The following is a 19,319-nucleotide window of genomic DNA, read 5'->3' as shown; positions in this document are numbered from 1 at the left end:
AATAGAAAATTCAAATGGATGATGGCAGCAGCGATCATCCATTTGAAATTAAAAGAGAAATAAAATTTATACTATAATGATAACGAAACAGTTAATTGAACCTAAAAGTATCGTGGTTGTAGGTGGCTCGGATGATATCCACAAGCCGGGCGGAACCGTGTTAAGAAATTTGCAAGATGGTAATTTCAAGGGAGAGCTTTACGTGGTGAACCCTAAGATGGATGTGGTGCAAGGTATCAAGTCTTATCGTGACGTGAAAGACCTTCCTGAAGTGGATTGCGCTATCTTGGCAATTGCCGCTAAATTTTGCCCTGCAGCCGTGGAGGTTCTTGCTAAACAAAAAAACACTAGAGCGTTTATTATTTTGTCTGCCGGTTTCCACGAGGAGAATGAAGAGGGAGCCAAGTTGGAACGCCAGATTGTAGATACGATTAATTCCGTGGGTGGCGCATTGATCGGACCGAACTGTATCGGGGTGTTGACAAACCATTATAGTGGGGTATTTACCAGTCCGATCCCGGAATTGAACCCTCAAGGGGTAGATTTGATTTCCGGTTCCGGGGCAACAGCCTTGTTTATCATGGACTCCGGAATGCAGAAAGGTATCAAGTTTAATAGTATGTATTCCGTGGGTAACTCAGCCCAGTTGGGTGTCGAGGAAGTGTTGGAATACATGGACGAATCGTTTGACCCGAAGACCAGTTCCCGCGTGAAATTGTTGTACGTGGAGAGCATCGATAAACCGGAGAAGTTGTTGAAGCATGCGTCGTCGTTGATTCGTAAAGGTTGCCGCATCGCGGCAGTTAAGTCGGGAGGTTCCGCTGCCGGAAGCCGTGCCGCTTCTTCGCACACGGGGGCTTTGGCTAGCTCGGATGTTGCCGTGGAGGCTTTGTTCCGTAAAGCCGGAATCGTGCGTTGTAACGGACGCGACGAGTTGATGACGGTTGCCGGAATCTTTATGCATCCCGAGATGAAGGGCAAGAATATGGCAGTCGTGACTCACGCGGGAGGTCCTGCCGTGATGTTGACCGATGCGCTTTCTAATGGTGGGATGGATGTGCCGCATATCGAGGGAGAGAAGGCAAAAGAGTTGTTGTCTAAATTGTTCGGGGGATCGTCTGTCGGTAATCCGATTGATTTCCTTGCCACGGGTACCGCGGAACAATTAGGTTTAATCTTGGATGCTTGTGACCGTGATTTCGATAATATTGACGGGATGGCGGTAATCTTCGGGAGCCCGGGTTTGTTCCCTGTATTTGACGTGTACAACGTGCTTGACGAGAAGATGAAGACGAGCAAGAAGCCGATATTCCCGATATTCCCTTCGTCCAAGATCGTGAAGGACGAGATTGCCGATTTCGTATCCAAGGGACGGGTTTATTTCCCGGATGAGGTGTTGTTCGGAAATGCCCTTTGCAAGATATATAAGACTCCCGCTCCTCAACCGGAACATTTCGATATGCCGGATATGGACGTGAAGAAGATCCGTGAGGTGGTGGATAACGCTCAAAACGGTTATTTGTCGCCGGAAGAGATTCATGCTTTGCTGGATGCGGCTGGAGTTGCCAGAGCGAAAGAAGGTGTTTCCGACAACGAGGAGGAAATCGTGAAGATGGCAAAAGAGATCGGGTTCCCGCTGGTAATGAAAGTGGTAGGGCCGATTCACAAGTCGGATGTCGGTGGTGTTGTGATGAACGTGAATGACGAGGAAACCGTGCGTCGTGAGTTTAAACGGATGATGCAGATCAAAGATACCTACGCTATCATGTTGGCTCAACAATTGAGTGGTACGCAAGTGTTTATCGGTGCGAAACGTGATGATAAGTTCGGGCATATGGTACTTTGCGGGCTTGGTGGTATCTTCATCGAGGTGTTGAAGGACGTGAAAGCCGGTTTAGCCCCGATGTCTAAGAACGAGGCTCATAGTTTGATCAAGGAATTGAAATCTTACAAGATTATTCAAGGTGTACGCGGACAGGAGCCCGTGAACGAGGATAAGTTCGCCGAGGCTGTGATGCGGATTTCTGCACTGGTGAAAGTAGCGCCGGAAATTTTCGAGATGGACTTGAACCCGCTGTTAGGTAATAAAGACAACGTGGTTGCCGTGGATGCACGTATCCGCATTGAAAAATAGAATTTTTTGTTGAGGCTGTGTTTTCGACACAGCCTCAATCAAATAATATGGATTGCTTCCCGGGAGAGAGCGTGTGCATCCGGTGGAGTGGAAAATAATGTATGATGAAAAAGAATGATTTTATTGTTCTGGGGTGTGTGATTTTGATTCTGCTCCCTTTTTTCGTGTCTGAAAGCGTTTATTCTTTTTACAAGACGTTTAATGCTGAGCATGGTATGATTATGAGTTTCCTGAAGTTCGGTATTTTATCGACTTTCGGGGAATGTATCGGGTTGCGGATTAGTGCAGGCGTGTATAACCGCAAGGGCTTCGGGGTGATACCAAGGGCTATCGTGTGGGGAATCCTTGGTATGGGAATCAGCATGGCGATGACGATATTCGCTAACGGGGTTCCGGCTTTCTTGAAAACGATGGGCATGGAAAATGCGATGACCGTGATGGGAGAAGCATTATCCTGGCAAAAGGTTTTCGTGGCGTTCTGTATCTCGGTGGGTATGAATACAATTTTTGCTCCCGTGTTTATGACCTTACATAAGATCACGGATACCCATATATTGAGCCACGGGGGAACGTTAGCCGGTTTCTTCACGCCGATACAGATGGGCGAGATCATGGCAAACCTGAATTGGCGGGTGCAATGGAATTTCGTGTTCAAGAAGACGATACCTTTCTTCTGGTATCCGGCGCACACGATCACTTTCCTGTTACCGGGAGATATGCGCGTGTTGTTCGCTGCCTTGCTGGGGGTTGCCCTAGGGATATTGTTGGCTATTGCCACGCATAAGAAATAGAGCAGGGTATAACTTTGTGAGTGTTTCCGTCGTATAGTTTATAGTTGATAAATGTATAATCACTAGAAACTATATTTTATGGATAAAGTTACAGGAAAAGGCAAAAAGAACGTCAAGGAGCAAGAAGAACCGTTGCGTTTGACTGCAGACCTCGAAGGGAATTATCTTTTAGATGAACGAACGAGCGAGATGAAATGGTTGGGGATTTTTTATTCTCCGGCGGGAGGCAATGTCCATCGGGTGGCTAAGTTGTTGAAGAAAAAGCTTGGTGCCAATAAAGTCGATATGTTTTGCGTGAATGATGTTCCCGCGGGAAAATTGTTGGATTACAAGAATCTAATTCTAGTTTGTTCTTCTTTGGGACGAAGTACTTGGGAACGGGAACAGCGTGACAAATGGGCAAAGTTTTTCCCGCAAATGCGTAAAATTTCTTTGAAGGATCGCTTCGTGGCACTTGTCGGGCTGGGAGATCATATCACGTATCCCAAGAATTTCGTGGATGGCATGGGATACATGGCAGAACTCGTGAGTGGGCTTGGTGCGACTCTCGTGGGTAAAACTCCGACAGACGGCTACGAGTACGAGGATTCGACAGCCGTGGTGGATGATTTGTTTGTCGGTCTGCCTTTGGACGAGGATTTCGAGTCGGAAAAAACGGATGCCCGTATCGACAAATGGCTGGATATGGTGTTGCCGGAATTTGAAAAAGTGTAGGGAAAAGACATGGCTTTTAGCTTAAACGTGAAGAATTTTCAATTTTCAATTTTCAGTTTTCAATTAAATAACTATCTTTGCGACGCCTATCGAGAATAGGTAGTAATTAATAAGTTAAAAGTTAAAGAATGGCAACTAAAATTAGATTAGCAAGACACGGACGTAAAGGAAGTCCGTTCTACCATGTAGTGGTAGCAGATAGTAGAGCTCCGCGTGACGGAAAGTACATCGAGAGAATCGGTTCTTACAACCCGATGACTAACCCGGCTACAATTGATTTGAATTTCGAGAGAGCGTTGCATTGGTTAATGACGGGTGCACAACCTACCGATACCACGAAGAGAATTCTTTCTTACGAGGGTGTACTTTTGAAGAAGCACTTGTTGGAAGGAGTAAAGAAAGGCGCATTTGATATGGCTGCTGCCGATACGAAATTCGAGGCTTGGAAGAAAGAAAAGATCGCTAAGATTCAAGCTAAGATCGCTCGTTTGGCTAATGAGTCAGAAAGTGAGTATAAGGCACGTCTTGAGGCAGAAGCTAAAGTAAAAGAGGCTAAAGCTGAAGTTGTAGCCAAGAAGCAAGCTGAAATTGCAGCAGCAAAAGCTGAGGCAGAAGCAGCTGCAAGAGCAGAAGTAGAAGCTGCCGCTACGGAGGCAGTTGCAGCAGAAGAGGCTCCGGAAGCTCCGGCAGAAACTCCAGCAGCAGAATAATTTATGGTCAAGAGAGAAGATTGTATAAAGATCGGCGAGATCGGTAAGACTCATAATTTACAGGGTGCGTTAATCGTTTATACGGATAATGATCTTCTTGAACAATACATGGACGAACCGGTATTCATTCTTTTGGAAGGAGCACCGGTTCCCTTTTATATCGCGGAGGATGGTGTAACGGATAGAAACCATTCTTCTTATATTGTCAAATTCGATTTTGTTGACACGAAAGAACAAGCGGATCGTCTGGTGGGATGCGATTTGTTGATGGATAAATATCTGCTTGAAGAGGACGAGATGCCTTTGGAACTCTCCGACTTGATCGGGTATTCTGTGATAGACGAACCGACAGGTGAACAAGGGGAGATCGTGCAGGTAAATAACTATTCAGGAAATGTTGTTCTTTCTATCCGTATCTTCTCGAAGGAAATTCTTCTTCCGGTATCCGATGAATACGTGATGGACATACTTCATGACGAGAAATTGATGCATGTAAATATTCCCGAAGAAATCAAGGAACTTTATTAAACTTTTTTAGGAATACAAGCGTAAAAATTGGTGATTTTTTTATCATCTTCGTGTATTCGTGCTACTTTCCAGATCGTTCGGATTGTACTAAAACTTCAATTTTTATTAAAGCAAAATTTTCATCGAAATTAATTTGTATTTTAGACTAATTTTATATTTGGGAAATTTTCTAAGAAAAATGAAATTGGCAATTGTATTGTAATCAGCATAATAACTGTTTGTTTTGGGAAACTATCATAGATTGTTAGTAAAAATATTTTTCTAAGAAGTTTTTTTTCCATAGTTTTGTTCTGTTGGAAAAGGGACTAAGGAATAAATTTATTATATACGCTAAATGGAACAAACTACAAAAAAAGTGGAAAAACAGAAACAAGCTGTGAACCAAAAGAAAGTGTACACGCAAGAAGAGGCTTATAGCAGTTCTCTTGATTATTTCAAGGGTGACGAGCTGGCTGCACGTGTTTGGGTGAGCAAGTATGCTTTAAAAGACTCTTACGGGAATATTTTCGAGTTGAACCCGAATGATATGCACCGTCGTTTAGCTTCAGAGATTGCACGCATCGAGAAAACTTACGCCAACCCGATGAGTGAGGAGGAAATCTTTGAAGTTCTACGTGACTTTAAATATATCGTGCCGCAGGGAGGTCCGATGACTGGAATCGGTAACGATTATCAAATTGCTTCGTTGTCCAACTGTTTCGTGATCGGTCATGACGGTCCTTCTGATTCTTACGGGGGAGTGATGAAGATTGATCAGGAGCAAGTGCAATTAATGAAGCGAAGAGGCGGGGTGGGACATGACCTGTCACACATTCGCCCGAAAGGATCGCCGGTAAAGAATTCCGCTTTGACGTCAACGGGTATCGTTCCTTTCATGGAGCGTTATTCCAATTCCACGCGGGAAGTAGCCCAGGATGGGCGTCGGGGAGCCTTGATGTTGAGCGTGTCTATCAATCATCCGGATTCCGAGAGCTTTATCGATGCCAAGATGACAGAAGGTAAAGTAACTGGGGCAAATATTTCGGTGAAGATTGATGACGAATTCATGAAAGCCGTTATCGATGAACGTGATTATATACAGAAATACCCGGTTTATTCCGATGAGCCGAAGAACGTGAAACAGATCAGTGCCGTGAAGTTGTGGAACAAGATTGTGTATAACGCTTGGAAATCCGCTGAACCGGGAATCTTGTTCTGGGACACGATTATCCGGGAAAGTATTCCGGATTGTTATGCTGATTTGGGATACAGAACGGTGTCAACCAATCCTTGTGGAGAGATCCCCTTGTGTCCTTATGATTCTTGTCGTTTATTGGCTGTGAATTTGTATTCATACGTGGTGAATCCTTTCACGAAAGAGGCTTATTTTGATTACGATTTGTTCAAAAAGCACGTGGGTATCGCTCAACGGTTGATGGATGATATCATTGATCTGGAGCTTGAGAAGATTGACGCTATTTTGGAAAAAATTGGTTCGGACCCAGAGGACAACGAAGTGAAAGGTGTTGAAATTCGTTTGTGGGAGAAGATCAAGACAAAAGCAAGAGAAGGACGCCGTACCGGGGTTGGTATCACGGCAGAAGGTGATATGTTGGCAGCTTTGGGATTGCGTTACGGTAGTGACGAAGCGGTTGATTTCTCCGTGGATATTCACAAACAATTGGCTCTTGCCGCTTACGGTTCTTCTGTCAAGATGGCTAAGGAACGCGGGGCATTCAAGATTTTTGATGCCAAGAGAGAGGAAAACAATCCGTTTATCGCTCGTTTGAGAGAGGCTGATCCGGAAATGTATAAGGATATGGTAAAATACGGGCGCCGTAATATCGCTTGTCTGACGATAGCTCCCACGGGAACTACCAGTTTGATGACGCAGACAACTTCCGGAATCGAGCCTGTTTTCTTGCCGGTTTACAAGAGAAGAAGAAAGGTAAACCCGAATGATAAGAACGTGCATGTTGATTTTGTCGATGAAACGGGTGATGCTTACGAGGAATTTGTGGTGTTCCATCACAAGTTTGCTATTTGGATGGAGAAAAACGGTTATGCCGTACACGAGCGCTACACGAACGAGGAAATCGATGCGATGGTGGCTAAATCTCCTTACTACAAGGCTACGTCAAATGATATCGATTGGATTGCCAAAGTACGTATGCAGGGGCGTGTGCAGAAATGGGTAGACCATTCTATCAGTGTTACCGTGAATCTTCCGGCAGACGTGAGCGAGGAATTGGTCGGTCAGCTCTATATTGAGGCTTGGAAGAGCGGTTGTAAAGGGTGTACCGTTTATCGTGACGGGTCGCGTGCCGGAGTGCTCGTTTCCAATAAAGATAAAAAGAATGATGGGGCAATGCCGGCTAAACGTCCGAGAGAATTGGATGCCGAGATTGTACGCTTCCAGAATAACAAGGAGAAATGGATTGCTTTCATCGGTCTTTATGATGGCAGACCTTACGAGATCTTTACTGGTATTGCGGATGACGAGGAAGGTATCATGTTGCCGAAAGCCGTGACAGACGGTAAAATCGTGAAGAACATCGATGAGGAAGGTAATAGCCGTTATGACTTCCAGTTCTCCAACAAGAGAGGTTTCAAAACGACAGTGGAAGGTTTGTCTTACAAGTTCAACAAAGAGTATTGGAATTATGCTAAGTTGATTTCCGGTGTCTTGCGTTACGGAATGCCGATCAACCAGATCGTGGATTTAGTAGCAGCCATGGAATTTGACAACGAGAACATCAATACGTGGAAGAATGGTGTGGAGAGAGCTTTGAGAAAATTCATCCCCGATGGAACCGAGGCTACGGGTTCCGTGTGCGAGAATTGTGGCTCTAAATCTGTTATTTACCAAGAAGGTTGTTTGATCTGTAAAGTTTGCGGGTCATCCAAGTGCGGTTGATATTCTGATATATAGAATCATAAAAAAGGGAGTTTTTTTAACTCCCTTTTTTTATTTATTTCTTTTTACGTCTTTCTTTGTTGCCTTTTCGACCGGAGGCAGAATCACCTCGGCGACCCCGGCGGAGTTTTCGTTCTGGTTTCTCTCGGCGGCTGGCAGATGCTTTGGGAGCAGCTGCGGGTGCCGTGTTATTGCTTTCACTTCCCACGAGTGAAAAGTCCAGTTGCCGGGCGACAAGATTTGCCTTGGCTACTTTCACGAGGACTTGATCGCCGAGTTGGTATATCTTCCGGTGATGGCGTCCCACGATGCAGTAGTTTTCCTCGTCAAATTCGTAATAATCTCCTTCCAGTTCGGTGATGGAAACAAGTCCCTCGCACTTGGTGTCGTTCAGTTCCACGTAGAAACCCCATTGCGTGACACCGGAAATAGTTCCCATGAAATTCTGACCCAATTTATCGCTCATGAACTCTACCTGTTTGTATTTGATAGAGGCTCTTTCCGCATTGGATGCCACTTGTTCCATGTCAGAACAATGTTTACACATTTCCTCGTATTTTTCTGCATTGGCAGAGCGCCCCCCGTCGATATAACGTTGTAACAATCGGTGGGTCATCACATCCGGGTATCGCCGGATGGGAGAGGTGAAGTGGGAATAATAGTCGAAAGCCAAACCGTAGTGTCCCACGTTTACTGTCGAGTAGACGGCTTTTGCCATGGTACGGATGGCTAATGTTTCGATCATATTCTGTTCCGGACGGTCTTGCACGTCTTCCATCAATTTGTTCATGGAAGAGGACAATTGCCGGGGAGAAGTTGTCCGAATCCGGTATCCGAATTTCGCTATAAAACGGCTGAAGTCCTCTAGTTTCTCGCTATTGGGTTGATCGTGGATACGGTACACGAAAGTTTTTGCTTTCTGTCCTTCTTTGATCTTGCCGATTCTCTCGGCGACTTTTTTGTTAGCAAGTAACATGAACTCCTCGATAAGCTTGTTGGCTTCTTTCGAGCGTTTGAAATATACTCCGGTGGGTTTTCCCTTCTCGTCGATGTCGAAACGTACTTCTATACGGTCGAATGCGATAGCGCCGTTTTGGAAACGGGCATCACGTAATTTCTGTGCCAGATTGTTCAGTACCAGTATTTCGGATTTGAAATCACCGTCTTCGCCCTCTATCATTGCTTGAGCCTCCTCGTAGGTGAAACGTCTGTCCGATTTGATAATCGTTCGCCCGAACCATTGTTTCATGACTTCGGCGTTTTCGTTCAACTCGAAGACTGCCGAGAAACAGAGTTTCTCTTCGTTCGGGCGCAGGGAACATAACCCGTTTGACAGGTGTTCCGGCAACATGGGGATCGTGCGATCCACGAGGTAAACCGAGGTTGCCCGACTGTATGCCTCTTTATCCAGTGTCGAATCGGGAGTCACGTAAAAGCTGACATCCGCTATATGCACGCCGACCTCGTAATTTCCGTTTTTCAGTTTTTGGATGGAAAGGGCATCATCGAAGTCCTTGGCATCCTTCGGGTCAATCGTGAAGGTCGTGATGTCCCGGAAATCCCTTCTGTTTTTGATTTCTTCGGCAGGGATGGTGTCTTTTATCTTTTGTGCGGCTTTCTCCACGCTGGCGGGGAATTGCACCGGAAGTTCAAATTCTGCCATGATGGCGTTCATCTCGGTATCGTTATCTCCTGGAGTACCCAGTACTTCCAGTACTTTCCCTACCGGGTTCTTTTGATTTTCAGGCCATTCGGTAATCTTGACAATGGCTTTTTCACCATCTTTTGCGCCGTTCAACTCGTTCAGCGGGATAAAAATATCATAGGGTAGTTGTTTGCCTGTCGGAACGAGAAAGGCGTACTGTTTAGAGCATTGGATAATCCCCACGAACGTTTCTTTTTTGCGTTCCAGTATCTCGACAACTTCTCCTTCCGGTCGGCGTTTGGAACTGCGGGCATATAACAGCACTTTTACTTTATCCCCGTTTAAAGCGTGTTTCAACCCGACCTGCGGGATAAACACGTCTTCCTTGCATTCGTCAGAAACCAAGTAAGCCGTACCTTTGGCCGTGAGGTCGATGATGCCTGTGACGTAAATGGTGCTTATTTTCAGCTTGAATTGTCCGGTCGACTCTTCCGTGAGCATATTATCGTTTTTCATCTCGTGGAGAACGGTCATGATCAGCTGTTTGGCATTCATGTTCTTAATTCTCAGTTGTTGAGCCAATTGCTTATAATTAAAGCATTGGGTTGGGTTCATGGAGAATATATCGTATAGCAATCGGTGTAATTCTTTTTTACCGATATCTCGTGTTGTTTTCTTTTCCTTCTTTGACATAGTCTATTCGTAATTAAGCTACTAATGTAGTATATAATTTTTGTTTTTCGTAAAGATGGCTTTAAAAACTAAAAATAAAAGCTGCCCGCGAGTGACGGGCAGCTTCAAAATATTATAGAAGGACTTGATTATTTTACCAAGCCTTTGTCGAATTTCTCTTTCACTTTTACCAACATATCATTGGTCATGCTGGTAAGGTCGTATTTCGGAGCCCAGCCCCATTCCTTGCGTGCGCAAGTGTCGTCCATGCTGTTAGGCCAGCTGTTGGCGATAGCTTGTTTTACCGGGTCGATTTGGTAATCCATTTTGAAGTCCGGGATATGCTTGCGGATTTCTGCGGCAATTTGTTCTGGCTCGAAACTCATGGACGCAATGTTAAAGCTGTTCCGGTGTTTCAGTTTGCTTGGGTCGGCTTCCATCAATTGAACCACAGCGTGCAGGGCATCCGGAATGTACATCATATCCATGTAGGTTCCTGCTTCCACGTTACAAGTGAATGAACCTTTGCGGATAGCATCGTAGTAGATTTCTACGGCGTAATCCGTGGTACCTCCTCCGGGGAGAGTCACGTATGAGATCAATCCAGGGAAACGTACACTCCGCGTGTCTACCCCGAAGCGGTGGAAATAATAATCACTCAAAAGTTCTCCGGTCACCTTGCAAACACCATAGATTGTGGTATTTGAACGTTGCAGCGTGTCTTGCGGGGTTTTGTCTTTCGGGGTATCGTTACCGAAGGCTCCGATAGAACTCGGCGTGAACACGGCGCAATTGTTATCTTTAGCGATGTACAGCGAATTGGTTAATGCCCCGATGTTGATGTCCCATGCCAATTTCGGGTTCTTTTCTCCCGTGGCGGACAATAAGGCAACCAAGTTGAAGATGGTGTCGATATTGTATTTTTTCACGATGGCGCTGAAACCCTCTCCGTCAAGGGCGTTCAACTCCTCGAAAGGACCTGCTTCTGCCAATGCTTTACATTTTTCAGCACTGATATCGGCTGCCACTACATTGTTATCTCCATAGATAGATCTCAAATAGGGAACCAGTTCGGAACCGATTTGTCCCCCTGCACCAACGATTAATATTTTCTTCATCTCGATAGTTTTTTATGACGAACGATGTTACTTTTCTATATTAGATTGTAGCGCGAAAATAGTTATTTTAAAACGTTAGCGACTAACAAAAGAGAATTTTTTTTGCCTTTTAACTGAAAATTTGTTCGTCGGAACGACCTTCTGCTTCATAATATTCATCTACCTGTAAGTTAGAAGCTTTGTAGGCGGCTACGGCGAGTTGATCGCAACGCTCGTTCTCGGGTATGCTGGCGTGTCCTTTTATCCAGACGAACTTCACGTTATGCTTGCGGTAAACGACTAGAAATTTTTGCCACAAGTCGGGATTCTTTTTGTTTTTGAACCTTGTTTTTTCCCAACCGAATACCCATCCTTTCTCGACGGCATCGACCACGTATTTCGAGTCGGAGTAGACCGTGACGTTGCTTCCTGGGAAACGCAGGGCGTTCAGCCCGATGATAACGGCAAGCAATTCCATACGGTTGTTGGTCGTGAGCCGGAATCCTTCCGACAATTCTTTCCGGTGTGGTCCCGCCATGAGCACGACCCCGTATCCCCCGGGTCCTGGATTCCCGCTAGCTGCACCGTCCGTGTATATTGTAATTTCTTGTGGCATATAAAATATTTGAGGGTGTAAAAATAAATATTTACTTTGATATTTTTCCTCTATTGTTGTGTAAGATCATTTATTTCGGCAGATAGCAAATATTTCTTGTGATTTGTTAATAATATAATTATATTTATCACGATAAAAAGGACGGCTTTTGTGTTTGAGTGGGATTCATGTTTTAAATCAATGAATATGATAAAAAGATTTCTTGTATTGATTGTTTGCGTGTTTGTCGGTTTGTTCATGGCTTGCCGGACGGGCGTGCATGTGATAGATTACCCGGCGTTTCAGGTAAAGAATACTTCCAGCCTGGAGATCACCCGGTTGGAGAGGAACGATACCGTGACCGTCGTGTATGCCGAGGTTTATCAGGAACCCGGAAGTTGGATTCGGGTAGCTTCAAGTATGTATATTCAGGCAGAAGGACAGAAATACCTGATTCGAGGGGCGGATGGGTTGAAATTGGATGAAGTTTTTTGGATGCCCGATTCCGGGAAGTATGCTTTTAAATTGTTTTTTCCCCCGCTATCAAGAAGGGTGAGCATGGTAGATATTATTGAGGACCGGATGAACGTGAGGGGATGGCATATTTGGGGACTTAGCCTGAATCCCGGGATAGAGATCGCCCCGTCGGCAATTCGGTGCGAGATGGCTGCACGGGACTGGCAAAAAGCGAATGTTTTGCCCCCGGCAGAATTGAAAATGGGGAAAACGAAGGTGAAAGTGATCTTGTGTGGTTACCATGAATTGATGGACGGGCGAGAGGTTAGCCTTAGCGTTAGCGACCTATTCGGCGGGAGGGGTGAGTTTTCCAAAAGCATAGATGGCAACCACAGTTGTACTTTTGAATTTGATCAGTATGCCACGGGTGGGGTGTACGTGGATAATGCCCTTTTTCATTTGATGTTTTTCTCCGCTCCCGGTGATGACGTGGAGGTGTACGTGGATTTGCAAGAAGCAACCCGGCGGGCATCCCGTTACCAGAAAGATCGGATGAAAGCCTATCCTTTGGCTTATATCGTCGGGAATAGTGAATATACCTCGTTGAATAATGATTTGCAAGGGCAGAATACGACTATCGAGTTTTTTCCGGAATCTTTTTACTCGGAAATTTTGGGGATGAATGCTGACGAGTACACGAATCACGTGATGAAATATTATCGGGCAGCTTTGGATAGTCTGGTAAATGATGCGACTTTACCGGAGGGGGTGAAGCAATACATGAAAGTCAATTTGAGAAGTCGGGCGGCAATCCTGATTTGTAGTGGAGAAGGTTATTTAGAGCAGGCGCATCGTCGTGCGAACCATATTGATTGGAACCAACGGGTAATAGATTTTAAGGCTCCGGCATTCACGGATAAACACTTTGCGATATTGGAAGAGTTGGAGTTGAATCATTCGGATATGCTGTATTCCGAGAATTTCCCCTATTGCTTCAAGTGCGTTGCTTACCGTGTGACTTCGCTCGAGCGGTTGGAACAGTTGTTGGGAGTTGATAAAGGTTTTTTGATAGATTACTTTAAATTGCGAGGGATATATGACCAGCTGGAAAACCTGAATTCCTTGACGGCAGAACAGCAGGAAAATCTGGCTTCCGTTGATCCTTATTATGCCCAGGCTTTCGAGCAAATGAGAAAAAAGATCGAAGCTGACGTGATCGAAAGCATGGTCAAAGTGGGTGACCGAATCCGGGAAACTCCTCGGGTAGCGGACGAGAAGTTGATTGACGCTATCGCTGCCCGTTACAAGGGGAAAGTCGTGCTTATCGATTTTTGGGCCACGTGGTGCGCACCTTGTCGGGAGTCCATTGCCCGGTTCGAGCCTAGGAAGAAACAATTCGAAAATGACCGGGTGGTTTTCGTTTACATTACCGGGGAGCATGCCCCGAAAACGAAATGGTTGGAGATGATCGGGGATATACAAGGCGAACACTATCGATTGGACGGGAAACAATGGAATTATGTTTGTCGACAATTCAAGATTGACGGCATCCCTTCTTACATGGTCGTGGACAAGAAGGGAAAAGTTCAATTGAGAAATGATTTCCGGGATATAGGAATCGAAACGGGATTGCGTCAAGTGCTAGACTGAAAGAGCCTCTTGATATACCATGACGTATTCTTTGTGTCCGGTGTCTTCGTCTGTTTGTTCTCGGGAGATTTTGAAACCTTGACGTAGATAGAACGAGAAGGCTCGCGTGTTCTCTAGATAGACTTTCAATTCCAATTTTGTTCTTAGCTTTTTAGCGTGTGCCATCAGGGCTTGACCTATGCCTTGTCCATGGTAATCCGGGGCTACAAATATACCGGCGATGTAATCTTCCGAGAGGGTGAGGAATCCTGCGATATTTCCGGTTGTGTCATCCGTGTAGACGTATGTTTCATTTTGAGGTAGGTATATATCACGTACGTCTTTAACGAGGTTTTCCCAGTAAGCAAGTGGGATAAAGTGATGACCGACGCTCGATGCTTCCAGCCATACACGGATGATGGCGTCTTCATCTTCTTGACGAAATTTTCTAATCATGTTTCAATTTATTTATACAGGGTAAATGTAGTAAAAATAATATGAATACATTTTCTTGTGTTTTTATAGCGATAAGAATATATTTTCAAAAAAAAGTTCTTTCTTTGTATAGTCATTATTCGAGAGGGGGAAGATTACATGTGGATTTTTTTTACGATGGGGACTTTATTCCCCGGGAATGTGCTTGTTTAAATGTATTTACAATGGTAAACTGTAACATAAAGGATAAGTCAATAGATTTCGTGTCTTTTGAACAATTATTCGAGGAAATTCGTTTCACGGAGGATGAAGCGTTCGTTTTTGAGAAATACACTTGTGATTATGACTTTACTTCTGTCGAGAAGCAAGGACCGGAGTGGATTTTTTCTTTGTTGAATGTTGTTAGGGCGGAATTGGCAGGGGACGAGATCGTGATAGAGGACTATCGTCACTTGAACGGCGTGTTTATTCGTATTCTGGAATGGCTGATCGAGGGATCCACTTACTTGAAATGTTACGAGGGGGTCAAGTTGAATGATTCCCGGATGCTCGTGGAACGCTATTTGGATGAAGCTATCGCGGCGAGAGAGGCGATTCGCCTGATCGACACGGAAGGCGATGGAGATTATGTGACCGAGAAGTTGCAGAAACAGACGCTATCCGGCTATTTGTTCAAGAAGTCATTGGTATGGATTACCTTATCGACTATCGTGCGCTTTAGTCCCAGGTTATACCTTCTCCCGGCAGAGGGATTTGTCCTTTTGGTGTATCACACGTTGAATAAGAACTTCCCGAGAGTCACGGAGAGTTTGAACGAGCGGGTGGCTTTAATTCGGGTGCAGGATGATATCTTGAGTTTCGAGGGAAGGACGGAAGATCAGATCCTTGATGCGCTTTGGATTCTGGGCGCAAAGCTTCTGTCGGGAGTTCCCGTGCAGGAAGAATTGGCAAGCCTGCGTTCCATGTTCTTCAGATATTTGTATATTTTGCGGGGTAAGAAAGACGAGTTGTTCCGCAAGAATGCTTTCAATTCACTTTTGTTCTACCAGAAGAACCCGGTATTTGCGTGGGAAGATTTGTTGAAGTTTTCAATCGACGAGTTGGTTGCAGTGATCGAGTTGAAATCGGTAGAGGCGTTGAGGAATTGTCAGGGACGGATGTTTGATGGAAGGGGGCAATTGTTGGTGGACAACAAGGCGATAACCATATCGTCAGCTACTTCCATGAAATTCGATGCCGTGATGGAAATTGACGGGCTTGCCTTGAAGGTCGGGAGTAACCGGAGGAAGTTGAATTTCGAGGGAGAATTTGCGGAAGTGACGAAGACGTGGAGAGGCGTGTTTGCTGACTTCTCGGATGACTTGAAGAAGAATATACTGAAAAGGAAACGCCCGCCCGAGGGTGCGGTGGTGAATATCAGGATAAAATTAATATATAACCAGAACCCGACATTGATGTTCGTTTCTATCGTGGACGACCAGTACGAGGGGGATGGGGTGCTCCACGTGAGTCATATTACCCGGGCAAAGTTGGATACCCTCGAGGGTATTTTCCAACCTGGCGATCTGTTGATGGCGAGCGTGGTCGAGTCGACGGAGGAGAAACTTCAATTCTCGATCTGGGAGGAATTGAATCGTTCGGCTGTCGCTCGTTTGCAAGTCGGTGACCCGTGTAACGCATTGTTCTTGTACGAGAAGAACGAGATGCGGATTTGGCTTGCCGAGAATGGGTACATGGTCTATACCGGGGTTTCGGGAGAGATGAATTTACGGGAGAATGATTGTTATTCGTTGGTACTGACAGAAGTTCCCACCCGGGGACGAATAAAAGGAGAGGTCGTGCAACCCTCTGCCGAGGCGTTTGACCGTCATGATGCGGTAGCGAATCTGGTGAACGAGTATTTGGAGGATTGCAAACGTTTTAGGGAAGGTGAAGTACAGGCTAATTTCAACACGGGTAAAATAGAACGCTCTATCGATATTTCGGAAGGATACGTGAAGGAGTTGATTCGCCTGTTGCAATATTACGTGACACGTGACATTAGCCTGGACAATCTCAACCTGCTTTACTTTATCCGTTTGCTCGCCCATATATTGAGTAACAATCGTTTAAAGACGTATTACGATTGCTTGATAAATTATTTGATTATAAGATATGAATTTGTAGAGGGAGGGAACTTGGTGAATATCGATTGTGATCTTCTGGAACGGGATTTCCATCATTTCCCCGCCTTGCAACGGCAATGGACGGTGATCAAGATGCTTGCGGCGTGCAAAGATCGTTCCCGGGAGGACGATTTGGTCCGTTATTCCCATTCGGACGACGGGGATATTGCGAATGTCGCTAGATATCTATTGGAAAAAGAATTGCCCGGACGTATGGTTGGAAATTCCCGACTGATACATGACGAGCTTCTGGCTTTACTGTCTTTCAAGGGATATGTGCAGGAACCCGAAGAAGAACTGACGTTTGGAGATCGGGGTGTCGATCGAGAGTTCGAGCCGTCAATCGTTTATTCGGCAGGTGCCAAGAGTGCTGACGTGGAAAGGCAGATCGACGCAGTGATGCGTGCGATATGCGGTTTTCTGAACGGTCAAGGCGGTGTAATATACATCGGGGTGGATGATGACGGGCAACCTGTTGGGGTACAAGACGATTTGGATTACTTGTATTGTACTCCGGACAAGTATGAATTGTTCCTTCACAAGAGAATTATAGAAGCATTCGGCACTGATGTTGATAGCGTGATTGTGATCCGGAGTAAGGAAATAGGTAATGATTTGGTTTTTGCCGTGTCAGTGCCTCCATATCACCAGGTCGTCAAGTACGATTCTATCGTTTGGGAAAGACTGGATGATGTGTTGGTCGAGATGCAGGAGGAAGATGTGAAAGCGTTGAAAGAACTGCGGAAAGTGGCAGGATCGAGAGTGTCGGCTCGTGAGCCCTTATTCCCAGAGGATGAAGGATATCATTAAAAAAGTTTCAGAATTGGGATATGAAAGGGGTAGTCTTGGCTGCCCTTTTCTGTTTGTTGCTGTCGGACTGAACTACTCTATCTCGTAGTTACCGGAATTGAAATATTCCCGGAGTTTACGGATGGCGGCGTATTTTAATGTTTTTATCGTGTTCACGGAGATACCCATGGTTTGTGCGATCTCTTTATTCTCGTAACCGGACAATACAAGGCGCATGATACGAGCGCTTTGGAGTGGTAACGTCTTGATTGCGTTAATTAAAGCTTGGTTTGTGTCTTCCGCTATCAACAGGTTTAGAACTTGAGGGTCTTCTTGTTCCTCAATTTCTAGTTTGGAATACCTTTGGTTTTCCCGTTGTAATCCTCTCAAGTAATTCAAGGATTCATTTTTTACCATGGTATAAAGAAAGTTGTTTATAGTGTTGATTTCTTGCTGTTTATGCTGGTTTTCCCAAAATTTGATAATGACTTCCTGCGCGATGTCTTTAGCAACTTCCGAGGAACCGACAAAACGAACGGCAACGGCACACAAAGCAGCATAGTGTTCTTTTATGAATGTTTCTAATTCATCGTTTTTCCTCATCTTAATAATCGTTCGTTTTTTAATATTCAAAAATAGCTTTATTGCTTTTTCATATTCATTATTAATTTATTATAAAAGCCAAATTGCGGCTATATACTAGTATTCTCGAATTGTTTTAAACGAAGGTAAAATAATATCACGTTGCAAGTTTAAAAATAATTTTTGAATTTTTCTTGTTTTCATTCATCCCGTCTCTCTTTTTGTGGTGTCTATATAGAAACAAGTGGAAAAATAATGACATACAATAAAGCACAGATACTGGCACAAATAATCATTCGGGTAAAGTTGGGTGCGGCTTCCGAGGAAGAAAGGGAAGTCTTGGGGGCATGGCTGGACGAGTGTGAAGAAAATCGCCAGTTGTATAAAAATATTATTCGTTGGAAATGTATCGGGGAACGCTTGAGGTTGGAGGATGAAATCAACCAGACTACTGATTTCAAACGGGTACACCGAGTCGTTTCGAGGCGTTTGGCGTACAAGAATTCGGGACAAAAGCGATGGGTTCGAGTGGCATGGACTTCCGGCGTTGCGGCTGTATGTCTATATGGGATGTTCTTTATTTGGAATTTAATGCGGCAACCGGATATGCCGTTAGTCTCAAGTGAACAACGGAAAGTGCGAGAAACGGAAATATCTCCAAAACAGGGAAAAGTGATGCTGGTACTTGAAGACGGTCGGCAAATCGGTTTGGAACGTGATGCTTCCGATAGTATAAAATTGGCACAAATAACGATTGTTGAGACTGGAAAAAGTTTGCAGTACAGGCCGATTGTGGATTCCATTTCCCCCTCGCAAGAGGTGATTCATAAAATATACACGACAATCGGGGGCGACTATTTACTAGTATTAAGTGACGGAACACGGGTTTGGTTGAATGCCGAGACTGAATTGGAATATCCCGCGCAATTCGTGGGGAAAGAAAGGAAGGTAAAATTGACAGGAGAGGCTTATTTTGAAGTGATGCCCGATGCGGAAAGACCGTTTGTTGTGGAAACGGGCAATATGCAGACTCGTGTCCTTGGGACCTCTTTTAATATAAACGCTTACACGAACGAAGGAGCTATTTACACCACCTTGTTGTCCGGTAAGGTTGAGGTCAGTTTGGCGGATTGTATGGTGGACGTGGCTCCCGTGGTATTGGAACCGGGAATGCAATCTTACTGGAAGCGAGGTGCTAGTGATTTTGAGTTGAGAGAAGTGGACTTGGATAACGTGATCGCTTGGCGCTATGGCGTTTTCGTGTTTAATGAGGATTGCCTTGACGTGGTGACCCGGGTTCTGTCTCGGTGGTATGGCGTGCGATTCGTGGAGGACGGTGGTGGTATAGGACGTCATACTTTTAGCGGGAAAATAAGTAAGGATGAAAAATTGGAATCCATTTTGAAGATATTGACCTTGGCGGGAGGTCCTGAATTTAAACGAGAGGGGGATATAGTACATGTAATTGAGAGAAAATAAGA

At 44.9% G+C, this 19,319-nt stretch carries 14 protein-coding genes; 9 read left to right on the top strand and 5 right to left on the bottom strand.

What is annotated here, in order from left to right; all coding sequences use genetic code 11:
- The first annotated feature begins 76 nt into the window (after window positions 1-76).
- From BN8899_RS07700 to BN8899_RS07675, 6 genes are all read left to right on the top strand, one after another.
- On the top strand, window positions 77-2,134 hold the full coding sequence (locus BN8899_RS07700) for an acetate--CoA ligase family protein (protein ID WP_018338135.1): 2,058 nt from the start codon (window positions 77-79) through the stop codon (window positions 2,132-2,134).
- Window positions 2,135-2,238: 104 nt separating this feature from the next.
- Complete coding sequence (locus BN8899_RS07695) at window positions 2,239-2,925, top strand: hypothetical protein (RefSeq protein WP_065218972.1); 687 nt, start codon at window positions 2,239-2,241, stop codon at window positions 2,923-2,925.
- Between the two features lie 78 nt (window positions 2,926-3,003).
- On the top strand, window positions 3,004-3,639 hold the full coding sequence (locus BN8899_RS07690) for a flavodoxin (protein WP_018338137.1): 636 nt from the start codon (window positions 3,004-3,006) through the stop codon (window positions 3,637-3,639).
- Between the two features lie 128 nt (window positions 3,640-3,767).
- On the top strand, window positions 3,768-4,349 hold the full coding sequence (locus tag BN8899_RS07685; RefSeq protein ID WP_065218971.1) for a 30S ribosomal protein S16: 582 nt from the start codon (window positions 3,768-3,770) through the stop codon (window positions 4,347-4,349).
- Window positions 4,350-4,352: 3 nt separating this feature from the next.
- Complete coding sequence (gene rimM, locus BN8899_RS07680) at window positions 4,353-4,877, top strand: ribosome maturation factor RimM (RefSeq protein WP_018338139.1); 525 nt, start codon at window positions 4,353-4,355, stop codon at window positions 4,875-4,877.
- A gap of 334 nt (window positions 4,878-5,211) precedes the next feature.
- Window positions 5,212-7,773, top strand: a complete 2,562-nt coding sequence (locus BN8899_RS07675) for an adenosylcobalamin-dependent ribonucleoside-diphosphate reductase (protein WP_065218970.1) — start codon at window positions 5,212-5,214, stop codon at window positions 7,771-7,773.
- 55 nt (window positions 7,774-7,828) lie between these two features.
- Here BN8899_RS07675 and rnr read toward each other — a convergent pair whose 3' ends face one another.
- The 3 genes from rnr to rnhA form a co-directional block, all read right to left on the bottom strand.
- Entirely contained in the window at window positions 7,829-10,111 is a 2,283-nt protein-coding gene (rnr, locus tag BN8899_RS07670) for a ribonuclease R (protein ID WP_065218969.1), read from the bottom strand.
- Between the two features lie 128 nt (window positions 10,112-10,239).
- Complete coding sequence (locus tag BN8899_RS07665) at window positions 10,240-11,208, bottom strand: NAD-dependent epimerase/dehydratase family protein (protein ID WP_065218968.1); 969 nt, start codon at window positions 11,206-11,208, stop codon at window positions 10,240-10,242.
- 109 nt (window positions 11,209-11,317) lie between these two features.
- Complete coding sequence (gene rnhA / locus BN8899_RS07660; RefSeq protein ID WP_065218967.1) at window positions 11,318-11,803, bottom strand: ribonuclease HI; 486 nt, start codon at window positions 11,801-11,803, stop codon at window positions 11,318-11,320.
- A gap of 186 nt (window positions 11,804-11,989) precedes the next feature.
- On the opposite strand from rnhA, the gene BN8899_RS07655 reads away from it, so the two are divergent.
- Window positions 11,990-13,888: a TlpA family protein disulfide reductase gene (locus BN8899_RS07655; RefSeq protein WP_169503634.1), complete on the top strand. Its 1,899-nt coding sequence runs from the start codon at window positions 11,990-11,992 to the stop codon at window positions 13,886-13,888.
- Here BN8899_RS07655 and BN8899_RS07650 read toward each other — a convergent pair.
- Window positions 13,880-14,323: an N-acetyltransferase gene (locus tag BN8899_RS07650; protein ID WP_065218966.1), complete on the bottom strand. Its 444-nt coding sequence runs from the start codon at window positions 14,321-14,323 to the stop codon at window positions 13,880-13,882. The two genes, BN8899_RS07655 and BN8899_RS07650, sit on opposite strands and share 9 nt — an antisense overlap.
- A 203-nt stretch (window positions 14,324-14,526) precedes the next feature.
- Between BN8899_RS07650 and BN8899_RS07645 the strand changes: the two genes are divergently transcribed.
- Window positions 14,527-17,277: an AlbA family DNA-binding domain-containing protein gene (locus BN8899_RS07645; RefSeq protein WP_187376812.1), complete on the top strand. Its 2,751-nt coding sequence runs from the start codon at window positions 14,527-14,529 to the stop codon at window positions 17,275-17,277.
- Window positions 17,278-17,349: 72 nt separating this feature from the next.
- Here BN8899_RS07645 and BN8899_RS07640 read toward each other — a convergent pair whose 3' ends face one another.
- Window positions 17,350-17,859 (bottom strand): sigma-70 family RNA polymerase sigma factor, encoded by a 510-nt coding sequence (locus tag BN8899_RS07640; RefSeq protein WP_040371572.1) that lies wholly within the window; start codon window positions 17,857-17,859, stop codon window positions 17,350-17,352.
- Window positions 17,860-18,093: 234 nt separating this feature from the next.
- On the opposite strand from BN8899_RS07640, the gene BN8899_RS07635 reads away from it, so the two are divergent.
- On the top strand, window positions 18,094-19,317 hold the full coding sequence (locus BN8899_RS07635) for a FecR family protein (protein WP_065218964.1): 1,224 nt from the start codon (window positions 18,094-18,096) through the stop codon (window positions 19,315-19,317).
- The last annotated feature ends 2 nt before the right edge of the window (window positions 19,318-19,319 follow it).

The organism is Butyricimonas sp. Marseille-P2440 (assembly GCF_900091675.1).
GTDB classification, from domain to species: Bacteria; Bacteroidota; Bacteroidia; order Bacteroidales; family Marinifilaceae; genus Butyricimonas; species Butyricimonas synergistica.
This window is presented reverse-complemented; position numbering and strand designations above follow the sequence as displayed.

What these genes read in the sequence shown, in the direction of transcription:
- rnhA (WP_065218967.1), bottom strand. Translation starts at nt 11,803, where the DNA reads ATGCCACAAGAAATTACAATATACACGGACGGTGCAGCTAGCGGGAAT.
- BN8899_RS07665 (WP_065218968.1), bottom strand. Translation starts at nt 11,208, where the DNA reads ATGAAGAAAATATTAATCGTTGGTGCAGGGGGACAAATCGGTTCCGAA.
- rimM (WP_018338139.1), top strand. Translation starts at nt 4,353, where the DNA reads ATGGTCAAGAGAGAAGATTGTATAAAGATCGGCGAGATCGGTAAGACT.
- BN8899_RS07655 (WP_169503634.1), top strand. Translation starts at nt 11,990, where the DNA reads ATGATAAAAAGATTTCTTGTATTGATTGTTTGCGTGTTTGTCGGTTTG.
- BN8899_RS07640 (WP_040371572.1), bottom strand. Translation starts at nt 17,859, where the DNA reads ATGAGGAAAAACGATGAATTAGAAACATTCATAAAAGAACACTATGCT.
- BN8899_RS07635 (WP_065218964.1), top strand. Translation starts at nt 18,094, where the DNA reads ATGACATACAATAAAGCACAGATACTGGCACAAATAATCATTCGGGTA.
- BN8899_RS07675 (WP_065218970.1), top strand. Translation starts at nt 5,212, where the DNA reads ATGGAACAAACTACAAAAAAAGTGGAAAAACAGAAACAAGCTGTGAAC.
- BN8899_RS07690 (WP_018338137.1), top strand. Translation starts at nt 3,004, where the DNA reads ATGGATAAAGTTACAGGAAAAGGCAAAAAGAACGTCAAGGAGCAAGAA.
- BN8899_RS07695 (WP_065218972.1), top strand. Translation starts at nt 2,239, where the DNA reads ATGAAAAAGAATGATTTTATTGTTCTGGGGTGTGTGATTTTGATTCTG.
- BN8899_RS07650 (WP_065218966.1), bottom strand. Translation starts at nt 14,323, where the DNA reads ATGATTAGAAAATTTCGTCAAGAAGATGAAGACGCCATCATCCGTGTA.
- rnr (WP_065218969.1), bottom strand. Translation starts at nt 10,111, where the DNA reads ATGTCAAAGAAGGAAAAGAAAACAACACGAGATATCGGTAAAAAAGAA.
- BN8899_RS07685 (WP_065218971.1), top strand. Translation starts at nt 3,768, where the DNA reads ATGGCAACTAAAATTAGATTAGCAAGACACGGACGTAAAGGAAGTCCG.
- BN8899_RS07645 (WP_187376812.1), top strand. Translation starts at nt 14,527, where the DNA reads ATGGTAAACTGTAACATAAAGGATAAGTCAATAGATTTCGTGTCTTTT.
- BN8899_RS07700 (WP_018338135.1), top strand. Translation starts at nt 77, where the DNA reads ATGATAACGAAACAGTTAATTGAACCTAAAAGTATCGTGGTTGTAGGT.